The sequence below is a fragment of the Saccharopolyspora shandongensis genome (assembly GCF_900106995.1).
In the GTDB taxonomy this organism is placed as follows: Bacteria; Actinomycetota; Actinomycetes; order Mycobacteriales; family Pseudonocardiaceae; genus Saccharopolyspora; species Saccharopolyspora shandongensis.
On sequence record NZ_FNOK01000006.1, the window covers coordinates 81718 to 97554 of the forward strand.

Annotated in this window: 18 protein-coding genes; 8 read left to right on the forward strand and 10 right to left on the reverse strand. The window is 70.3% G+C overall.

Translation table 11 applies throughout. The features are described 5' to 3' along the window. Positions 1-8 precede the first annotated feature (8 nt). Positions 9-509, forward strand: coding sequence for a site-specific integrase (locus BLW84_RS08490; RefSeq protein WP_218157242.1), 501 nt, complete (start codon positions 9-11; stop codon positions 507-509). A gap of 636 nt (positions 510-1145) precedes the next feature. Here BLW84_RS08490 and BLW84_RS48935 read toward each other — a convergent pair. The 4 genes from BLW84_RS48935 to BLW84_RS08505 form a co-directional block, all read right to left on the reverse strand. After that, positions 1146-1568 carry a transposase gene (locus BLW84_RS48935; protein WP_245761025.1) on the reverse strand — a complete coding sequence of 141 codons (423 nt, stop codon included), beginning with the start codon at positions 1566-1568 and terminating at the stop codon, positions 1146-1148. Between the two features lie 2 nt (positions 1569-1570). After that, a complete protein-coding gene (locus tag BLW84_RS08500) occupies positions 1571-2089 on the reverse strand; it encodes a GNAT family N-acetyltransferase (protein WP_245761026.1) in 519 nt (172 codons plus the stop codon). Positions 2090-2162: 73 nt separating this feature from the next. Next, the gene (locus BLW84_RS47325; RefSeq protein WP_177226360.1) at positions 2163-2324 is read right to left on the reverse strand and encodes a hypothetical protein; all 162 of its coding nucleotides are present in this window, start codon (positions 2322-2324) and stop codon (positions 2163-2165) included. A gap of 40 nt (positions 2325-2364) precedes the next feature. Further along, positions 2365-2901 carry a GNAT family N-acetyltransferase gene (locus BLW84_RS08505; RefSeq protein ID WP_245761027.1) on the reverse strand — a complete coding sequence of 179 codons (537 nt, stop codon included), beginning with the start codon at positions 2899-2901 and terminating at the stop codon, positions 2365-2367. A gap of 75 nt (positions 2902-2976) precedes the next feature. On the opposite strand from BLW84_RS08505, the gene argG reads away from it, so the two are divergent. After that, entirely contained in the window at positions 2977-4425 is a 1449-nt protein-coding gene (argG, locus tag BLW84_RS08510) for an argininosuccinate synthase (RefSeq protein ID WP_093263324.1), read from the forward strand. Between the two features lie 50 nt (positions 4426-4475). On the opposite strand, the gene BLW84_RS08515 is transcribed toward argG, so the two are convergent. From BLW84_RS08515 to BLW84_RS08525, 3 genes are all read right to left on the reverse strand, one after another. Then, on the reverse strand, positions 4476-5876 hold the full coding sequence (locus BLW84_RS08515; protein WP_093263326.1) for a DUF4328 domain-containing protein: 1401 nt from the start codon (positions 5874-5876) through the stop codon (positions 4476-4478). A 73-nt stretch (positions 5877-5949) separates the two neighbouring features. Further along, positions 5950-7479, reverse strand: coding sequence for a transferase (locus BLW84_RS08520; protein ID WP_093263329.1), 1530 nt, complete (start codon positions 7477-7479; stop codon positions 5950-5952). A 149-nt stretch (positions 7480-7628) separates the two neighbouring features. Continuing rightward, positions 7629-8420 carry an ABC transporter ATP-binding protein gene (locus BLW84_RS08525; RefSeq protein WP_093263331.1) on the reverse strand — a complete coding sequence of 264 codons (792 nt, stop codon included), beginning with the start codon at positions 8418-8420 and terminating at the stop codon, positions 7629-7631. A 309-nt stretch (positions 8421-8729) separates the two neighbouring features. Between BLW84_RS08525 and BLW84_RS08530 the strand changes: the two genes are divergently transcribed. From BLW84_RS08530 to BLW84_RS08550, 5 genes are all read left to right on the forward strand, one after another. Further along, complete coding sequence (locus BLW84_RS08530) at positions 8730-9770, forward strand: s-methyl-5-thioribose-1-phosphate isomerase (protein ID WP_093263334.1); 1041 nt, start codon at positions 8730-8732, stop codon at positions 9768-9770. Further along, the gene (gene mtnC, locus BLW84_RS08535; protein WP_093263336.1) at positions 9767-10486 is read left to right on the forward strand and encodes an acireductone synthase; all 720 of its coding nucleotides are present in this window, start codon (positions 9767-9769) and stop codon (positions 10484-10486) included. The genes BLW84_RS08530 and mtnC overlap by 4 nt, the downstream gene beginning before the upstream one ends. Next, positions 10483-11109, forward strand: coding sequence for a methylthioribulose 1-phosphate dehydratase (mtnB, locus tag BLW84_RS08540; protein ID WP_093263339.1), 627 nt, complete (start codon positions 10483-10485; stop codon positions 11107-11109). Before mtnC ends, mtnB begins: the two co-directional genes overlap by 4 nt. Beyond that, positions 11106-11681: a 1,2-dihydroxy-3-keto-5-methylthiopentene dioxygenase gene (locus tag BLW84_RS08545; protein ID WP_093263342.1), complete on the forward strand. Its 576-nt coding sequence runs from the start codon at positions 11106-11108 to the stop codon at positions 11679-11681. Before mtnB ends, BLW84_RS08545 begins: the two co-directional genes overlap by 4 nt. 74 nt (positions 11682-11755) lie before the next feature. Further along, positions 11756-12250 (forward strand): DinB family protein, encoded by a 495-nt coding sequence (locus tag BLW84_RS08550; RefSeq protein WP_093263344.1) that lies wholly within the window; start codon positions 11756-11758, stop codon positions 12248-12250. A gap of 6 nt (positions 12251-12256) precedes the next feature. Here the strand turns inward: BLW84_RS08550 and BLW84_RS08555 are convergent, their stop codons facing one another. From BLW84_RS08555 to BLW84_RS08565, 3 genes are all read right to left on the reverse strand, one after another. Beyond that, on the reverse strand, positions 12257-12775 hold the full coding sequence (locus BLW84_RS08555; protein ID WP_143060894.1) for an alpha/beta fold hydrolase: 519 nt from the start codon (positions 12773-12775) through the stop codon (positions 12257-12259). Between the two features lie 121 nt (positions 12776-12896). Further along, on the reverse strand, positions 12897-13799 hold the full coding sequence (locus BLW84_RS08560; protein ID WP_093263349.1) for an alpha/beta fold hydrolase: 903 nt from the start codon (positions 13797-13799) through the stop codon (positions 12897-12899). Positions 13800-13889: 90 nt separating this feature from the next. Continuing rightward, a complete protein-coding gene (locus BLW84_RS08565) occupies positions 13890-14849 on the reverse strand; it encodes a TetR/AcrR family transcriptional regulator C-terminal domain-containing protein (RefSeq protein ID WP_093263352.1) in 960 nt (319 codons plus the stop codon). Positions 14850-15045: 196 nt separating this feature from the next. Here BLW84_RS08565 and BLW84_RS08570 point away from each other — a divergent pair, with 196 nt between their 5' ends. Further along, on the forward strand, positions 15046-15777 hold the full coding sequence (locus BLW84_RS08570; RefSeq protein WP_093263355.1) for a DUF2306 domain-containing protein: 732 nt from the start codon (positions 15046-15048) through the stop codon (positions 15775-15777). Positions 15778-15837: the final 60 nt, after the last annotated feature.

Consider the following 15837-nt stretch of genomic DNA (forward strand, 5'->3'; position numbering starts at 1 on the left):
TCTACCGGATGCTCTACGAATCCGCCTCCCGTGCGAGCGCGGTGCTCGCGTTGAACATCGAGGACCTGGACCTGCCCAACAGGCAGGCCCGGATCGTCGCCAAGGGCGGCGACATCATGTGGATCACGTGGGGCACCGACACCGCGCACCTGCTGCCCCGGCTGATCGCCGGCCGAGAACGTGGTCCGCTGTTCTTGTCGGAGTACCGGCCCGGCCCGCACCGACTGGCCACCACCAACCCGAACGACATCTGCCCGGAGACCGGCCGGGCTCGGCTGGGCTACGACCGCGCCCGCATCCTGCTTGCCCAGTACGGCGACGGGCTTCGACTACACGAACTCCGGCACTCCTCGGCCACGCACCTCGGCGAAGCCAACGTCTCCGCCAACGTCATCATGACGAAGACCGGCCACAAGTCCCTGCGATCGGTCCAGCGCTACGTCAAACCCGGCCTCGCCGTCGTCCACGAGGCCACCGAAACGCTGTCCGGCCCACGCCGACGCGGTTGACCAGCAGCTACCGGGGGCCGCGGCAGGTTTCCGGCGTATTCCGGTCCCACCCCTACCAGACGGCGCATCCTTGACCAGGTGGCCGGCGAAGGCGCCTCGCTGATTGCCTGCCACTTCGGCTCTTCGAAGTTATCCGGGGTCCTTCCGGGGTCGCCGTAGTGTCCGGAAATTTCGAACGGATATGCCTGCCCAGCGGTGATGACAGTCGATCCGGTCAGCTGGAGCACAGCGTTGACGCCTCACCGGCCCCGACGGGTCGTCCTCGTCGGTCATCGCGGCACGCCCAGCGATCACACGTCGTGCGCGGGCACGTCGCATTGCGGGCAGGGGTGGCGTTCGACCGCGGCCGCGGCGTCGTCGTGCCCGAGCTGCATGCCGACAGACTCGCAGAACTCTCTCAAAACGGGGGGTCTGCGGGGTGTTGTGCGAATCGCGACCTGCGGATCTTCGGCTCGGATCGGGCTGTTCGCAGAACTGTCACAACCGGTCATTTGCGCGAACCACTGTACGGCGCAGATTCGCCGACTGGCGAGGGCTCCCGTGTTCCGGACATCGCCTGTTCACGCCAATGAGCGGAAATCGAGTTGCTGCACCTGCTCCAGCTACTGGCAGATCTGCGAACGACCACTCGGTGGGTCAGGGCAGTTCGGATTCGAGTCGGCGCTGTAGTTCGCTGAGGGTCTCGCGTGCGAGGTCGAGCCTGTCCGAGTCGAGGCCTTCGGTGGTGCGCAGGGCCAGCTGGGTGTAGGCCGCCTGCATCCTGTGCAGTGCGGCGCGGCCGGTCGGGGTGACTTCGAGCAGCTTGGCCCGCTGATGCGCGGGATTGGGCCGATAGCAGGCGAGTTCATCCTCGACGAGTAGGTCGGCGACGCCGATCATCAGCCATTCCGCGTAGCCGTGGAACGCTTCAGCCTTGTTGGTGATCGCGGTGATCTGTCCGCGCAGCTCGGGTTCGGACAGGAACCGCAACGGCGTCACGGTGCGGATGACGCGGCCCAGCTCGCGGAACGCCCGGTACAGGCGGTTCTCGTGCGAGTGTTTGCCCAGCCGGCGCAGCAATGTCACAGGTGCTGAGCGCGCCATTGCGGCGCGAGCACCGACCATACCTCGAGGTCAAAGCGCTTTCCCCGGTGCAGCATGGCCTCACGGAGCACGCCGTCGCGGGTCATGCCCAGTCGGCGGGCCACCGCGATGCTCGCCAGGTTGCCCGCCTTGACCTGCCACTCCACGCGGTGCGCGCCCCGGGTCTCCACCGCCCAGTCGATGATCGCGCGGGCGGCCTGGGTGGCCAGGCCCTTCCCGGTGCCCGCCGGCTCGAGCCAGCAGCCCACCTCGACGACTCCGTGCTTGAGGTCCATCCTGCGGAACAACACGCCGCCCACGAGGGTGTCACCGGTCCAGATGCCGTAGATCCGGCCGGTGTCGGTGGCCGCCTTGTCCGCGTACGCGCGCAGCAGTGCCCGGCTGGAGTCCAGATCCGTCGCGCGGTCGGCGAAGCCGATGTACTGCCCGATGAACTCCCTGCCACGATCGAGGTGGGCCAGGAACTCCTCGGCGTGCCACGGTTCGAGCGGGCACAAGCGTGCGCCATCAGAGCCAAGCGGGACCGAGAACATCACGGGCCTCCATGATCGACAGCATCCCGCCGGTACGCTAGCCCTCGGGGATCATGCGGGACAACCGGGTTTCGACCGGCGGCGCTACCGCCGACCTGTCAGTCGGGACCTTCTCGCGGGCGCCCCGGGTCGGCGACACGATCTGGGTGTCCGGCCAGGTCGGGATCGACCCCATCACCACGACGCCAGGCGACGGCATGGAAGCGCGTTCTTCATCGGGATGATCCTGGCTCGGAGGGTCAGGCCAGGTCGCGGTGGTAGGTCAGGCCGTTGATGGTTTCCCCGCTGGGGCTGATCTCGGGGGTCGGCCCGGCGACGTGGCGAAACCCGGCGCGTTCGAGGGCCTGCTGGGATGCGGTGTTGGTGTCCTCGGTGCGGGCCCGCAGCGTGGTGATGCCGTGGTCGCGGGTCCAGGCGGCGACGAGGTCGAGGGCTCGCCGGGTGGCGCCGCGGCCGCGGGCGGCGGGGTTCAGCCAGAAGCCGACTTCAGCGGTGGTGCCGCGGATGTCGAAGACGGTGATCGAGCCGAGGAAGCGGTCGTCGGCGGCGTCGGCGATGGCCAGCACCGCCAGATTTCCCTCGCGCAGGCCGTCGGCGATCACGCCGCGGATCTGTTCGCGCACGATTTCGGCCGTGTAGTGCGGGGTGGGCAGGTGCGCGAAGCGGCGTACGGCGGCGTCGGTGGTGCCGGCGGCGAAGGGTTCGGCGTCGCGGTCGGCGAGGTGGCGGATCGCGATCACGGTGTCGGTGAGGTTCTCGGGCAGTGCCAGGGACATGGGTACCTCTCTGCGGAGGGGACGTCGTGCACCCCAGTTTTGCATGATCATACGTCGCAATGCATACTCTTTTCCATGTCCAAGGTTCTCACCTCCCTGCCCACCGGCGAGCGCGTCGGCATCGCCTTCTCCGGGGGCCTCGACACCTCTGTCGCGGTCGCGTGGATGCGCGACAAGGGCGCCGTCCCGTGCACCTACACCGCCGACATCGGCCAGTACGACGAGCCCGACATCGCCTCGGTGCCCGGTCGTGCGCTGACCTATGGTGCCGAGCTCGCGCGCCTGGTCGACTGCCGCGCGGCGCTGGTCGAGGAGGGCCTGGCCGCGCTCACCTGCGGTGCGTTCCACATCCGCTCCGCTGGGCGCCCGTACTTCAACACCACGCCGCTGGGCCGGGCTGTCACGGGAACCCTGCTGGTCCGGGCGATGCTCGAGGACGACGTGCAGATCTGGGGCGACGGCTCGACGTTCAAGGGCAACGACATCGAGCGGTTCTACCGGTACGGCCTGCTGGCCAACCCGCAGCTGCGCATCTACAAGCCGTGGCTGGACGCGGACTTCGTGTCCGAGCTCGGCGGCCGCAAGGAAATGTCGGAGTGGCTGCTGGCGCACGACCTGCCCTACCGGGACAGCACCGAGAAGGCCTACTCGACCGACGCGAACATCTGGGGCGCGACGCACGAGGCCAAGACGCTGGAGCACCTCGACACCGGCATCGAGACCGTGAACCCGATCATGGGCGTGCGGTTCTGGGATCCGGAGGTCGAGATCGCCGCCGAGGACGTGACGATCGGCTTCGAGCAGGGCCGTCCGGTGACGATCAACGGCAAGAAGTTCGCCACCGCGGTCGACCTGGTGATGGAGGCGAACGCGATCGGTGGCCGGCACGGCCTGGGCATGTCGGACCAGATCGAGAACCGGGTGATCGAGGCCAAGAGCCGCGGCATCTACGAGGCGCCGGGGATGGCGTTGCTGCACGCCGCGTACGAGCGGCTGGTCAACGCGATCCACAACGAGGACACCCTGGCCTACTACCACAACGAGGGTCGGCGGCTGGGACGGCTGATGTACGAGGGCCGGTGGCTGGACCCGCAGGCGCTGATGGTGCGGGAGTCGCTGCAGCGCTGGGTCGGCACGGCGATCACCGGCGAGGTGACGCTGCGGCTGCGGCGCGGTGAGGACTACTCGATCATGGACACCACCGGCCCGGCGTTCAGCTACCACCCGGACAAGCTGTCGATGGAGCGCACCGAGGACTCGGCGTTCGGCCCGGTGGACCGGATCGGCCAGCTCACGATGCGCAACCTCGACATCGCGGACTCGCGCGCCAAGCTGGAGCAGTACGCGGGCATCGGCATGGTCGGCACCGGTCACCCGGCGCTGATCGGTGCCGCGCAGGCGGCGTCGACGGGGCTGATCGGGGCGATGCCGCAGGGCGGCGCCGAGGCGATCGCCTCCCGCGGCCAGGACTCCGAGGAAGGTCAGACCCTCGACCGGGCCGCGATGGAGTACGGCACGGACTGATCCGGGTGTCTTGTGGGCCGGGTGGGGTGTCCCGCCCGGCCCACAACGCTTTACCGCGTCGGGACGGACAGGTCGGCGTCGGGCACCAGGATCGACTGCCGGTAGCCGCTTGCTTCGCTGACGACCGCGCAGAACGCGGTGTGGTGGCCGCCGTCCCACGCGGTTTGGTCCGGTGTGATGAGGCCCAGCGAGTCGTCCGGTGAGACGGCGCTCGCATCCACGTTCCGCTGGGCGATCGGGCCGCACCACGCGTCGATCTGGTTCTGGAACGCATCCCATCCCGGCCACGGCCCGTCGTCTGCGGTGTAGGCGCCGATGGCCTGCGCGTCGTGCGGCTGGGTGCACGACGCGAGCGCGACGGTGAGGAACCGGTCGGCCTCGCCCGGCCATGTGAAGCAGTCGCCGGGTTTCATCGTGCACATGGTGGCGCTGCCCGCGGGCGGGTTCTCGCAGTCGGCGAGGGTCGTCGAAGGTTCGGGGCCGCGCGTCGCGTCCACGACGGCGTAGGCCCAGATTCCGCTCCACGTCACGGAGAACAGCAGGCCGGACAGGGCCATCACCACGGCGGTGGTTCTGCTTCCTGCCGTGCCGCCGACGGCCGTTGTCTCGGGTGGGCCGGTCGTCTCCGGCTCAGGAGTGGCCGGGCCGCGGTTGGCGCGCAGCAGCACCAGGACCGCGGTGACGATGCCCGGCACGATCAGCAGCGGCACCAGGCTGAACACGCCCAGCAGCAGCGTGATCAGCGCCATGCGTGCGGTGCTGTGGTCGACCGCGCCAGGAGTGGCGTGCGTCTCCGTGGGCTGTTGCGGCGTTGCGGTCTGCCACGTGGTGATCTGCGTGATGATGATGACGATCAGCACGCCTGAGGCCAGGTTGAGCATCGTGGACAGGGTGGCCAGGTTCGCGGCCTCCTGCAGTCCCTGCTCGGTGATCTCCTCCAGGGAGGATCGCAGGAGGATCTGGCCGATGATCGTGACGGCGACGAACAGCACCCACCAGGCGATGATCAGGCCACCGGGGGCCTGCCGCCGGGGCGCGCTGGCCCGCCAGATGTCCGACACGACCTGGTACGGGAACCACAGGTTGACCACCGGGCCGAACCAGCCGCCGATCGCCCAGCCCCGGGATCGGCGGTGCGCGGAGCGGCCGCCCAGCAGTTCGGCGTTGATCCGCGCCCGCCACAGCCAGATCAGGAACACCACGCCCGCCGCGATGGACACCAGCAGCGCAGGTATCGCCACCAGCGTCGTGACGAGATCGGCCGCTTCGAGATCCGCGGTCGTCGCGTTCCCGGCCAGGTAGTCGCGGACGACGAAGTGGGCGTGCCAGGTGAATGCGGTGTCCAGCACGTCGCACACGAGCACCGAGGCGATCAGCGCTTTCGCGGCGGTGGCCACGCCGGTCACCGTCCGGTACCGCTCCGTCGGTGTGCCCTGCACTGCAGCGTCCATGATTCCTCCAGGGTTCGTGAAACCGCCGGATTCCTTGGCGTCCCGTCGTTTCCGGGTCTTCGGGAGGCTCGAGCTAACCGACGCCGGCGAGCTCCAGGGCACGGATGAGCAGCGCTAGGGCAGCGATCAGCAGCAGGCCTTTGCCCAGCGTCACGAGCATGCCGATGTTCACCCGCAGCACCATCGCCGGTGTGCGGTCGCCCACCGATACCCGGGCGGCCTTCATCGCGCGGGCCGCACTCCGCGCGGGGACGCTCAGAACCAGGAATCCCAGTGCCCGCTTGACCGCGCGGATCGTGCGATGCGCGAGCGTGTTCCGGGTGTCGGGTGTGGGTTTGACCGGGAACAAGCGGGGATTCCAGTCGGGGTCGAATGCGACGACGGCTGAGGTCCAGTGGTCGCCGGTGGCCCCTTCGTCGAGCCGGGTCGGCGTCGGCAGGTGCTCGTCCAGCCGTTCGGCCACGTCTGCCGGGTCGCTCGGCATCAGCAGCAGCAGTTTGCGCGCGGGTTGGGTGGCGCGGGCCTGCTCGACCTCCCACCACAGCCCCTCCCCCGTGCCCAAGCGCAGCACGATCAGTTGCGACAGGTCCATGAGCCGGCGGACCTCGGTTTGCCAGTCGTCGCGCGGCAGGTAGCACCGCGCCGCTCCCAGGCGCGGCAGCGGTTCCCCGGGCTTGCCCACAGCGATCACGGGGCCGAAGGCGGTCAGCGCGCTCACGAGCTGCTCCTCCCAGGAATGGATGTTGAGGGGGACGGCGTCGTCGACCTGTGCGGCGATGTCGTCGTCGGCGAAGCTGCGCAGGTAGAGCACGGGCCGGCGGCCGTCGGCGAGCAGGGCTTGGGTCGCGCCGCGCGCCGCGCGGGGCCGGGAATAGCGCAGGGTCAGGAATCCGGCCCACAGGACGAGCAGGCCGCCGAGCAGGAGGAGTCCTTGGATTCCGAGGGCGAGAAGGCTGCCGAGCATGGAGTACGCGGGCACGCCCAGCGTCAGCCGGTGGCCTCGTTCCAGGGTGGAGATTCCGATGGATCCTGCCGCGAACAGCCCGTACCCGGCCGCGCTGACGGTGAGGAACACCGGTCGCCGCCACCACGGCTGGTGCGGGACGAACGGGCGGACCGCTTCGACGATCTCCGCAGCGGCGGCCCGGCGCCGGTGCCTGAGCCACAGCGACGGCATGACGAGCGCTCCCGCGGCCACCGCCCACCACAGCGCCGCCGTGCTCGACGTGCCGAGGTCTTGGTCGAGTTTTTGCTGATCCTGCCGGATTTCCGCCGCCAGCCTGCCGGCTCGTTCGCGGGCGGCGGGGAATCTGCCGTGCTCGGCGTGGTCGGTGGCGGCGGCGATCGTCGAGCGGCTGGCGGTCAGCGGGGCGTTGCGCTCGAACCAGGCGTTGCGTTCGAGGATTTCCGCGTGTGCAGGCTGATCCCCGCCGGCGTAGCGGTCGAGCGCGGCGGCGAAGGCCGCAGCTTGGGCCGGGGCGTCGTGGAAGCGGTCGCGGGTTTGCCGGTCGAGGCCCGCGGTGATCGCCACGTGCAGGGCGATGTAGGTCGTGACGATCGCGATCGCCATGACCGGCCGGGCCGCGCGGACACCGAAGGACACCTCAGCTCACCTGCCCGTCTGGCCGGGAGTACCGCTGGCAGCGCAGATCGCTTCCACTGGTACCACGCCGGTTCGCAGGCGCTGGGTGTGTTTCCGGTTGCTGCCACGGATCGGAGCAACCGGTTCTCCGGTCTACGTGGCGGGTTCTGTCATCGGTCGGCGCGGGCGTGCCAGCGGCCGCCGGTGCGGGTGATGCGGACCGGGTGGTCGAAGCACTTGCTGACCTCGTCGGTGGTCAGGACGTCCGCCACTTCCCCGGCGGCCAGGCAGCGGCCTTCGCGCAGCAGCATGGCGTGGGTGGTGCTGGCGGGGAGCTCTTCGAGGTGGTGGGTCACCAGCACGGTGGCCAGGTCGGGGTGTTCGGCGCGCAGCGCGTCGAGGCTGGTGAGCAGTTGTTCGCGGGCGGCGAGGTCCAGGCCGGTGGCGGGTTCGTCGAGCAGAAGCAGCCGCGGGAGGGGCATGAGGGCGCGGCCGCGTTCGCCCTGGGAGAGGGTGTTCCAGCGGGCGTCGGTCTTGCCGGCCATGCCGAGCATGCCGATCAGGCGGTCGGCCTGCCGGGATTGTTCGTCGGTGGGCTGCCAGCGCGGGACCGGTTCGGTGGTGTTGGTGGCGCCGGTGAGCACGACGTCGCGGACCCGCAGCGGGCTCTGCAGGGGGTGGCGGGGGTTGATGTGGCCGACGTAGGAACGCAGTTGCCGCATGTCGACCCGGCCGAGCCGGTGCCCGAGGACCTCAACCGCGCCGCGGGTGGGGTGGTTGACGGCGCCGAGGAGGTTCAGCAGGGTGCTCTTGCCGGCGCCGTTGGCGCCCAGCAGCGCCCAGTGCTGGCCGCGGTGGACCTCCAGCGAGATCGACTGCAGCAGGTAGTTCCCGTCGCGGACGACGTCGATGTCGGTGACCCGCAGGACGGGGCCGGTCTCGGTGGGCCGGGAGTCGATCACCGGTTGGCCTCCAGGATCTCGCGCCCGGGCGCGGCCGGGTGCTCGTGTGACGTGGCACGGGGTTGGACGCGGGGCTCGACTCGGCCTCGGCGCGGCCCTCGGGAGACGTCCCGGAGTGGGCGGTGGCGCGGGCCCGGTGTCGCGTGCGGTCCCGGTGTCGCCGGGCCGCTGACCGTCCGATCTTGGTCGGTACCGGAACCCTAGCAAACCGCCGGTTCCGCGATGTGGATCGTGTTGCCGGTGCTCTGGCCGGGATCGATACCCTGGTGAAGACCTGTTCACCTGCTGTTGCGCCTAGTTGAGGATTCGATGCCGCCACCTGCCGCACACCCGGGGTTGCCGACGCTGGCCGACAGCGTGCGGCTGGCCGAGGACGGGGTGCACATCCTGGATCGCCGGGTGTTCCCGTTCGAGCACCGGTGGGTGCACGCCCGCACCGTCGAGGAGGTCGCCGCGGCGATCGAGGACATGGTGACGCAGTCGTCCGGGCCGTACTTCGCGGTGCTGTGGGGCATGGTGCTGGCCGCGCGGGAGACCGCCGGGCAGGATCCGGCGACCGCGCGCGAGCGGCTGCGGGCCGCCGGTGACCGGTTGATCGCCACCCGCCCGACCAACGACCAGCCGCGCAAGGCCGTGGAGTGGGTCATGGCGTCGGTGCACGCCGGTGGCGATGACGTGGCCGCCGCGGCGCTGGCCGGCGCGCGGGCCGGGGACGCGGACTACCGGCGGCGCAGCCGCGAGATGGGGCGCGCCGGCGCGGCGCTGCTGCCGGAGGGCGGCCGGATCCTGACGCACTGCTGGGGCGACCTGTACCTGGTGGGGCTGGTCGAGGCGGCGCTGGAGATGGGCAAGCGGCCGTCGTTCGTGTGCACCGAGACCCGCCCGTACCTGCAGGGCGCGCGGTTGACCGCGGAGACGCTGGCGGAGATGGGCGTGGACACCACGCTGATCACCGATGGCATGCCGGCATCCCTGATGCGGGCCGGCGAGGTCGACGCGTTGGTGACCGCGAGCGACCGGGTCACCATGGACGGGCACGTGATCAACAAGGTGGGGACGTTGCAGCTGGCGGTGGCCGCGAACGCCTTCGGGGTGCCCTTCCACGCGTTGTGCCACGCCCCGGATCCGGCGTCGGCCACCGGCGCGGACGTGCCGATCGAGTTCCGCGACGGCGACGAGGTGCTGCACACCCTGGGGCGGCGCAGCGCCAGCGAGCGGGTCCGGGGGCTGTACCCGGCCTTCGACGTCACCGATCCGCGGTTCGTGACCACAGTGGTGACCGACCGGGGTGCGTTCGCGCCGGACCGGGTGCACGAGTACTGGAACGAGGAACGGGGGACGGCACGGTGAGCGTGCAGGTCGCGGCCAAGTGGGTCGTGCTGGACATCGAGGGAACGCTGACCGCCACCAGCCAGGTGCACGTGGTGCTCTACGACTATGCGCGGCCTCGGCTGGGTCCCTGGATCGACGCGCACGGCGACGATCCGGTGGTCGCCGAGGCGGTCGCGCAGGTCAAGGCCGACGCCGGGCTGGCCGAGCAGGCCGGCACCGCCGAGGTGGTGGCGGTGCTGCACGGCTGGATGGACGCCGACCGCAAAGCCAGCCCGTTGAAGACGTTGCAGGGGCTGATCTGGGCCGACGGGTACGCCCGCGGGGAGCTGACCACCGACTACTTCGCGGACGTGGTGCCGGCGTTGCGGTCCTGGCTGGACCGGGGCCTGCGGCTGGCGGTGTTCTCCTCGGGTTCGGTGGCCGGGCAGGTCGCGTCGTTCTCCAACACGACCTCCGGTGACCTGCGGGGGCTGTTCTCGCACCACTTCGACACGGTCAACGCCGGGCCGAAGCGGGAGCGCGCCTCCTACGACGCGATCGCCGCGGGGCTGGGTTCGGCGCCGGGCGAGATCGTGTTCTTCTCGGATGTTCCCGCGGAGGTGGATGCCGCCGCGGCGGCGGGCTGGCGGACCGTGGGCGTGGCCCGGGCCGGGGAGCCGTTCGCGGACGCCGATTTCGGGTCGCATCCGGTGGTGTCCACTTTCGACGATGTTGAGCTTGGGGTGATCGTGTGAGCGTCGGTCTGGAGCAGGCCGGGGCGGCGTTGGCCGCGGAGTCGGCGCGGATGGCGGGGCTGGGCTGGATGCGCGGCACGTCCGGCAACCTGTCGGTGACGTTGCAGCGGGAGCCGCTGCGGCTGGCGGTGACGGCCAGCGGCTTGGACAAGGGCGAGCTGACCGGCGAGGACGTGGTGGTCGTGGACTCCGCCGGGGCGGCGGTGCCCGATCAGCCCGATCCCGGGCAGCGACCGTCGGCGGAGGCGGGGTTGCACGCGCGGATCGCGGCGGTGGCCGGTGCGGGTGCGGTGGTGCACGTGCACATGCTTTCCGCGGTGGTGGCCGGGCAGCGCTGGCCCGGCGGTGTGGTGCTGCGGGATCTGGAGATGCTCAAGGGTCTCGGGCGCCGCGACGACGATGTGATGACGGTGCCGGTGGTGCCCAACAGCCAGGACATGGGCGTGCTGGGCGATGCGTTCGAGGCGGGTTTCGACGCTGCGACGCCGGCGGTGATCGTGGCCCGGCACGGCTTGTACGTGTGGGGCCGGGATCTGGTGCAGGCCCGGCACCGCACGGAATGCTTGGACTGGTTGTTCCAGTTCACCTTGGCCACGAACGGATTCCAGGAGGGTGTGGCATGACGTTGCTGACTGTGTGGCCGGACACCGATCCCGGCACGGTGGAGCTGCGCACCGAGGACGGCGCGCGGATCGCGGACGTCCTCAAGCAGTTCGGGGTGCGCTTCGAGCGCTGGGAGCTCAAGGAGCTGGCGGCGGACGCGTCCGCCGACGACGTGCTGGCCGCGTATCGCGCCGAGGTCGACCGGGTCATCGACGCCGAGGGCTACATCAAGGTGGACGCGGCGGTGATGACGCCGCGCGACGGTGATCCGGAGTGGGCGCAGCAGGCGAAGGCGGCGCGGGAGAAGTTCCTGTCAGAGCACACCCACGACGATGACGAGGACCGGTTCTTCGCCCGCGGTGCCGGGGTCTTCTACCTGCACATCGGCGAGAAGGTGTACGCGGTGCTGTGCGAGGCGGGTGACCTGCTGAGCGTGCCGGCGAACACCACGCACTGGTTCGACATGGGGACGAGCCCGGATTTCGTGGCGATCCGGTTCTTCCACGACGAGGACGGCTGGGTGGGCGATTTCTGCGCCACGGACACCGCGCAGCGGTTCCCGTCGTTCGACGAGTTGATGGCCTCGCGGTGAGGCCGGCGCCGGGTGCGGATTCTCCTTCCGCACCCGGTTTTCCTTCTGCGGGGGTGAGTGGTATCCGGTTCGGCATGACCGCGACTGCGCATCGTTGTGATGAGCGCACGGCGTTGCTGAGCTTCCTGCAGCGGCAGCGCGATCTGGTGGTGTGGAAGGTTTCCGGGGCCCCGGATGCGGTGTTGCGGTCGGTGGCGACGCCGACGGGTTTGACCCTGCCGGGCCTGGTGCGTCATCTGACCAATGTGGAGCGTTCCTGGTTCCGGCGGGTTTTCGCCGGGGAGACGGGGCTGGTCTTCGACTGGTCGGACGACGATCCGGACGGTGACTTGAAGGTGCCCGACGGGGTGTCGGTGGCGGAGCTGCTCGCCGAGTACGTCGCGGAGTCCCGGCGCTGTGACGAGGTGGTGCGGGCGGCGGCATCGCTGGACGACGTTTCGGCGCTGCGCGATCTGTCGTTGCGGTGGGTGCTGTTGCACCTCGTCGAGGAGACGGCGCGTCACCTGGGGCACATCGATGTGCTGCGGGAGCAGGCCGATGGTTTCGTCGGCGAGGAGCCGGGCGAATAGGTTCTGTCAGTTCTGGTCTTCGGTGAGGAACCGCAGGACTCGGGGCAGTGCGTCGGCGGCCCGGTCCCAGCCGGTTTGGTGGTCGGCGCCGGGCAGGGAGAAGAACTCGGTGCCGGTCTGCTGCGCGAAGGTCCGCATCGGGTCGTGCCAGAAGTCCTCGGTGCCGGCGTACATGAGCATCGGGATATCGGTGGCGGCGAGCGCGTGGTGCTGGCCGGGTTCGTGGGCGAACGCCTGGAAGTTCGCGCGCAGCGCGGCGGGGTCGGCGGCGTCGATCACGGCGGCCAGTGCGGGGTCGGCGGTGGCCGCTTGGTGCATGAACGGGTAGGGGTCGGTGTCGGCCGGCAGGCCGAGGTGGCGCAGGACCGGGGCGATCGCGGAGCGGAATCCGTCGATGGGGTCGAAGGCGCCGGCGACGAGCCGGGTGAGCCGTTCGGGGGCGTGCACTGCGACGGCGTAGCCGGTGAGGGCGCCCATCGAGTAGCCCCAGAACGCGGCTGTGGTGGCGCCGGCGGCGTCGAGCACGGCGGTGACGTAGTCGGCGCGCCGGGCCAGGGTGTAGGCGGCGGGGTCGTGCGGGATGGCGGGTTGGTCGTGGGTGATCTCTGCGAGTGGAACGTCGTGCAGGGCGGCCGTGAACCGTTGATCAGTGCGACAGCGTGTCGCGGATTGCCTGGACCACGGCGTCCGGCCGGAGCCAGGCGATGCCCGAGTGCCCGGCATCGTCCAGGCGGCGAACGCGGGCTCGGGGTAGCGCCGTGGCCAGGTCGGTGTACAGCCGGTGCTTGGTCTGGTTGGACTCGGCCAGCGATGCGTGCGCTTCGGGCGGCACCAGCTCCTCGGCGAACGTGTCGGTACCCATGGCGGACACGAAGATCAGCGGCACGTCGGGTTCGGGTCCGGCGTCGCGGACTTCGCCGAACAGCCGCGGCAGGTTCATCGGCTCGCGCAGGGACTGCCGGTAGCCTTCGCTGCTGAACCCCTGATCCAGCAGCGGTTCACGGATCTCGGCGGGCCAGGCGGCGAGCGCCCGGCCGAACGTGGTCCGGTACGCGGCCCGCATCGGGTCCAGCTGCTCGGGCGGGAGCGGGTCGTCGGTGTTCGAGTCCCGCAGCCGCTGCGCCTTCTCCTCCGTCAGGTAGTCGACGATGTCCTCGTGGGTCGGGTCGAGCAGGACCGCGCCGGCGACGTCGCCGGGGAATCGCTTCGCGTAGAGCCGCGCGTACAGGCCACCGAGCGAATGCCCGACCAGCACGTACGGGCCGGGTACGGACGCGGCGCGCAGCAGTTCGTGCAGGTCGTCGGTCACCTGCTTGCCACTGCGCGGAAGGTCCACCACGTCGCTCCAGCCCGTGCCGAGCCGGTCGTAGATCACGCTCGTGGTGAACTCGGCGACGAGGTTGTGCACGTTCCAGTAGTACAGGCCGGACATCCCACCGCCGGCCAGGAACACCACGGGCGGCCCACCGGTGCCGGACCGGTGCAGCAGCATCGCTCCGTCCGAGACCTCGTAGCGACTTCCCAGCGGGGCCCCGGTGTTCTCCGCCATGCCCTGTACTCCTGTCGTCGGGAACCTGGTCAGCACATCAGAGCCGGCGGACCTGCCGGGCCGCACCCCCTGCTCGCCAGTGTTTGCGGGTCACCGCGGTGGGTTTCTGCGGTGTCCTGCGCGGTGGGCCAGGTGGTGTTCGATGCCGTTGAGCTGGTTTTGCAGGCCGAACTCGAACAGGTCGTCCAGGTCGAGTTCGACGCCGCTGGTCGCGGCGGCGGCCAGGTGCGGGTAGCGGCCGGTTTCCAGCAGTTTCCACATCTCGGGTTCGTCGGTGTCGTGGCGTTGCCTGCTGGTGATGCCGGTTTCCTGGGTGAATTCCGCGTCCAGGGAGTGGCTCATGGCGATGCCGCCGACGTAGCCGTTGAGGCCGACGGCGATGCGCAGTCTGTCGCGGTGTTGGAGGCCGAGTCCGTCGAGGGTGGCGAGTTGCCATTCGACGTGGGCCATGCCGGCCGGTAGCAGCGGTGGCTGGGCCAGCGAGGTGAGGGCGATGGGTGCGAGCCAGGGGTGTCGCCGGTAGGTGGCCCATTGCCGGCGGGCGAGTTCTTCGAGGCGGGCGCGCCAGCCGCGGTGGCCGGCGCCGGGCAGCGGCGTTTCGGCGAAGGCGGCGTCGGCCATGAGCCGGAGGAGTTCGTCCTTGTCGGGGACGTGCCGGTACAGGGACATGGTGCCGACGCCGAGTTCGGCGGCCACGCGGCGCATGGACACCGCGGCGCGGCCTTCGCGGTCGGCGATGCCGATGGCGGTGTGCACGATGCGTTCGCGGCCGGCGGGTTCGGTGGTCCGGGGTGGTCGTGGCCGGGTGCGGTGGTGCGCCGTGGGGTCGCTGACGACGGTGCCGGTGCCGGGGACGGCGTGCACGAGGCCGTGCTGGCGCAGGGCGGCGAGGGCTTTGGTGGCGGTCGCCATGGCCACGCCCCATTCGTCGATGATCTGGCGGGTCGAGGGCACCTTGTCGCCGGGGCGGAGCCGGCCGGAGTCGATGCGGGCGCGGATGTCCTCGGCGATGCGCAGGTACGGCGGTCGGGGCCGGGGTCCGGTCGTCATCGCTCCCCTTTCGGTTTCGCACTAGTGCACTGCCCCGGGGAATTATAGGAAAACCCCGTGGATTCCCTTAGGGCGCACTAGTGCTATTCCTGTATTTTCCGGGATTCTTCGTTGATCTGCGGCATGTTCGGCGACTTTTCAATACGGTGTACGCATCAGGTGCGGGGTACATGTTCTCCTTCTTCGAGGTGGGTCGATGAGCGTGGTGGCGGAGCGTCCGGTGGTTCCGGCGGAGTCGCGGTCGGTGCGGTGGTGGCGGCGGCCGTGGGTGGGCCCGTTGGCGTTGGTCGCGGTGGCGTTCGTGGTGGTGTCGGTGCCGCGGTACCTCACGTTGGATCCGGCGCTGTCGCTGGTGCCGCCCGCGGCGGGGTTCGCGCCGCACTTCCCGATGCTCGTGGCGCACGTGCTGTTCGGGTCGGTGGCGATCCTGAGCTGCTGCTTCCAGGTGTGGCCGGCGTTCCGGCGGCGGTATCCGGTGGCGCACCGCTGGATCGGCCGCGCTTATGTCTTCGCCGGGGTGCTGCCCGCCGCGGTGATGGCGATGGTGATCGGCGCGGTGTCACCGTTCGGGCCGGTGGCTCGGGTGAGCAACGTGCTGCTGGGGCTGGTGTGGTTCGGCTGCACGGTCGCGGGTTGGCGTGCGGGCCGGGCGCGGCGGTTCGGTGATCACCGCAAGTGGATGGTGCGGTCGTTCGTGCTGACCGTCTCGACGGTGACCAACCGGGTGTGGGCGGTGGTGGCGAGTGTGGTGCTGGGCCCGCAGCTGGAGACGACGTTCGGCGGCAACGAGCAGTACTTGATGTCGACGATCGGCGGGCTGACTACGTGGCTGGGCTGGGTGGTTCCGCTGATCCTGGCCCAGTTGTGGTTGGAGCGGCGGCCGGCGAAACGCGTCCGGGCTGGGGTCCGTTCCGGGGTTTCGGCTTGACCTGGAGTGCGGTGGAGGTTGAACGCTGGGGCGGTCTGGTTCGCCGAGCCGCCCGGGGGT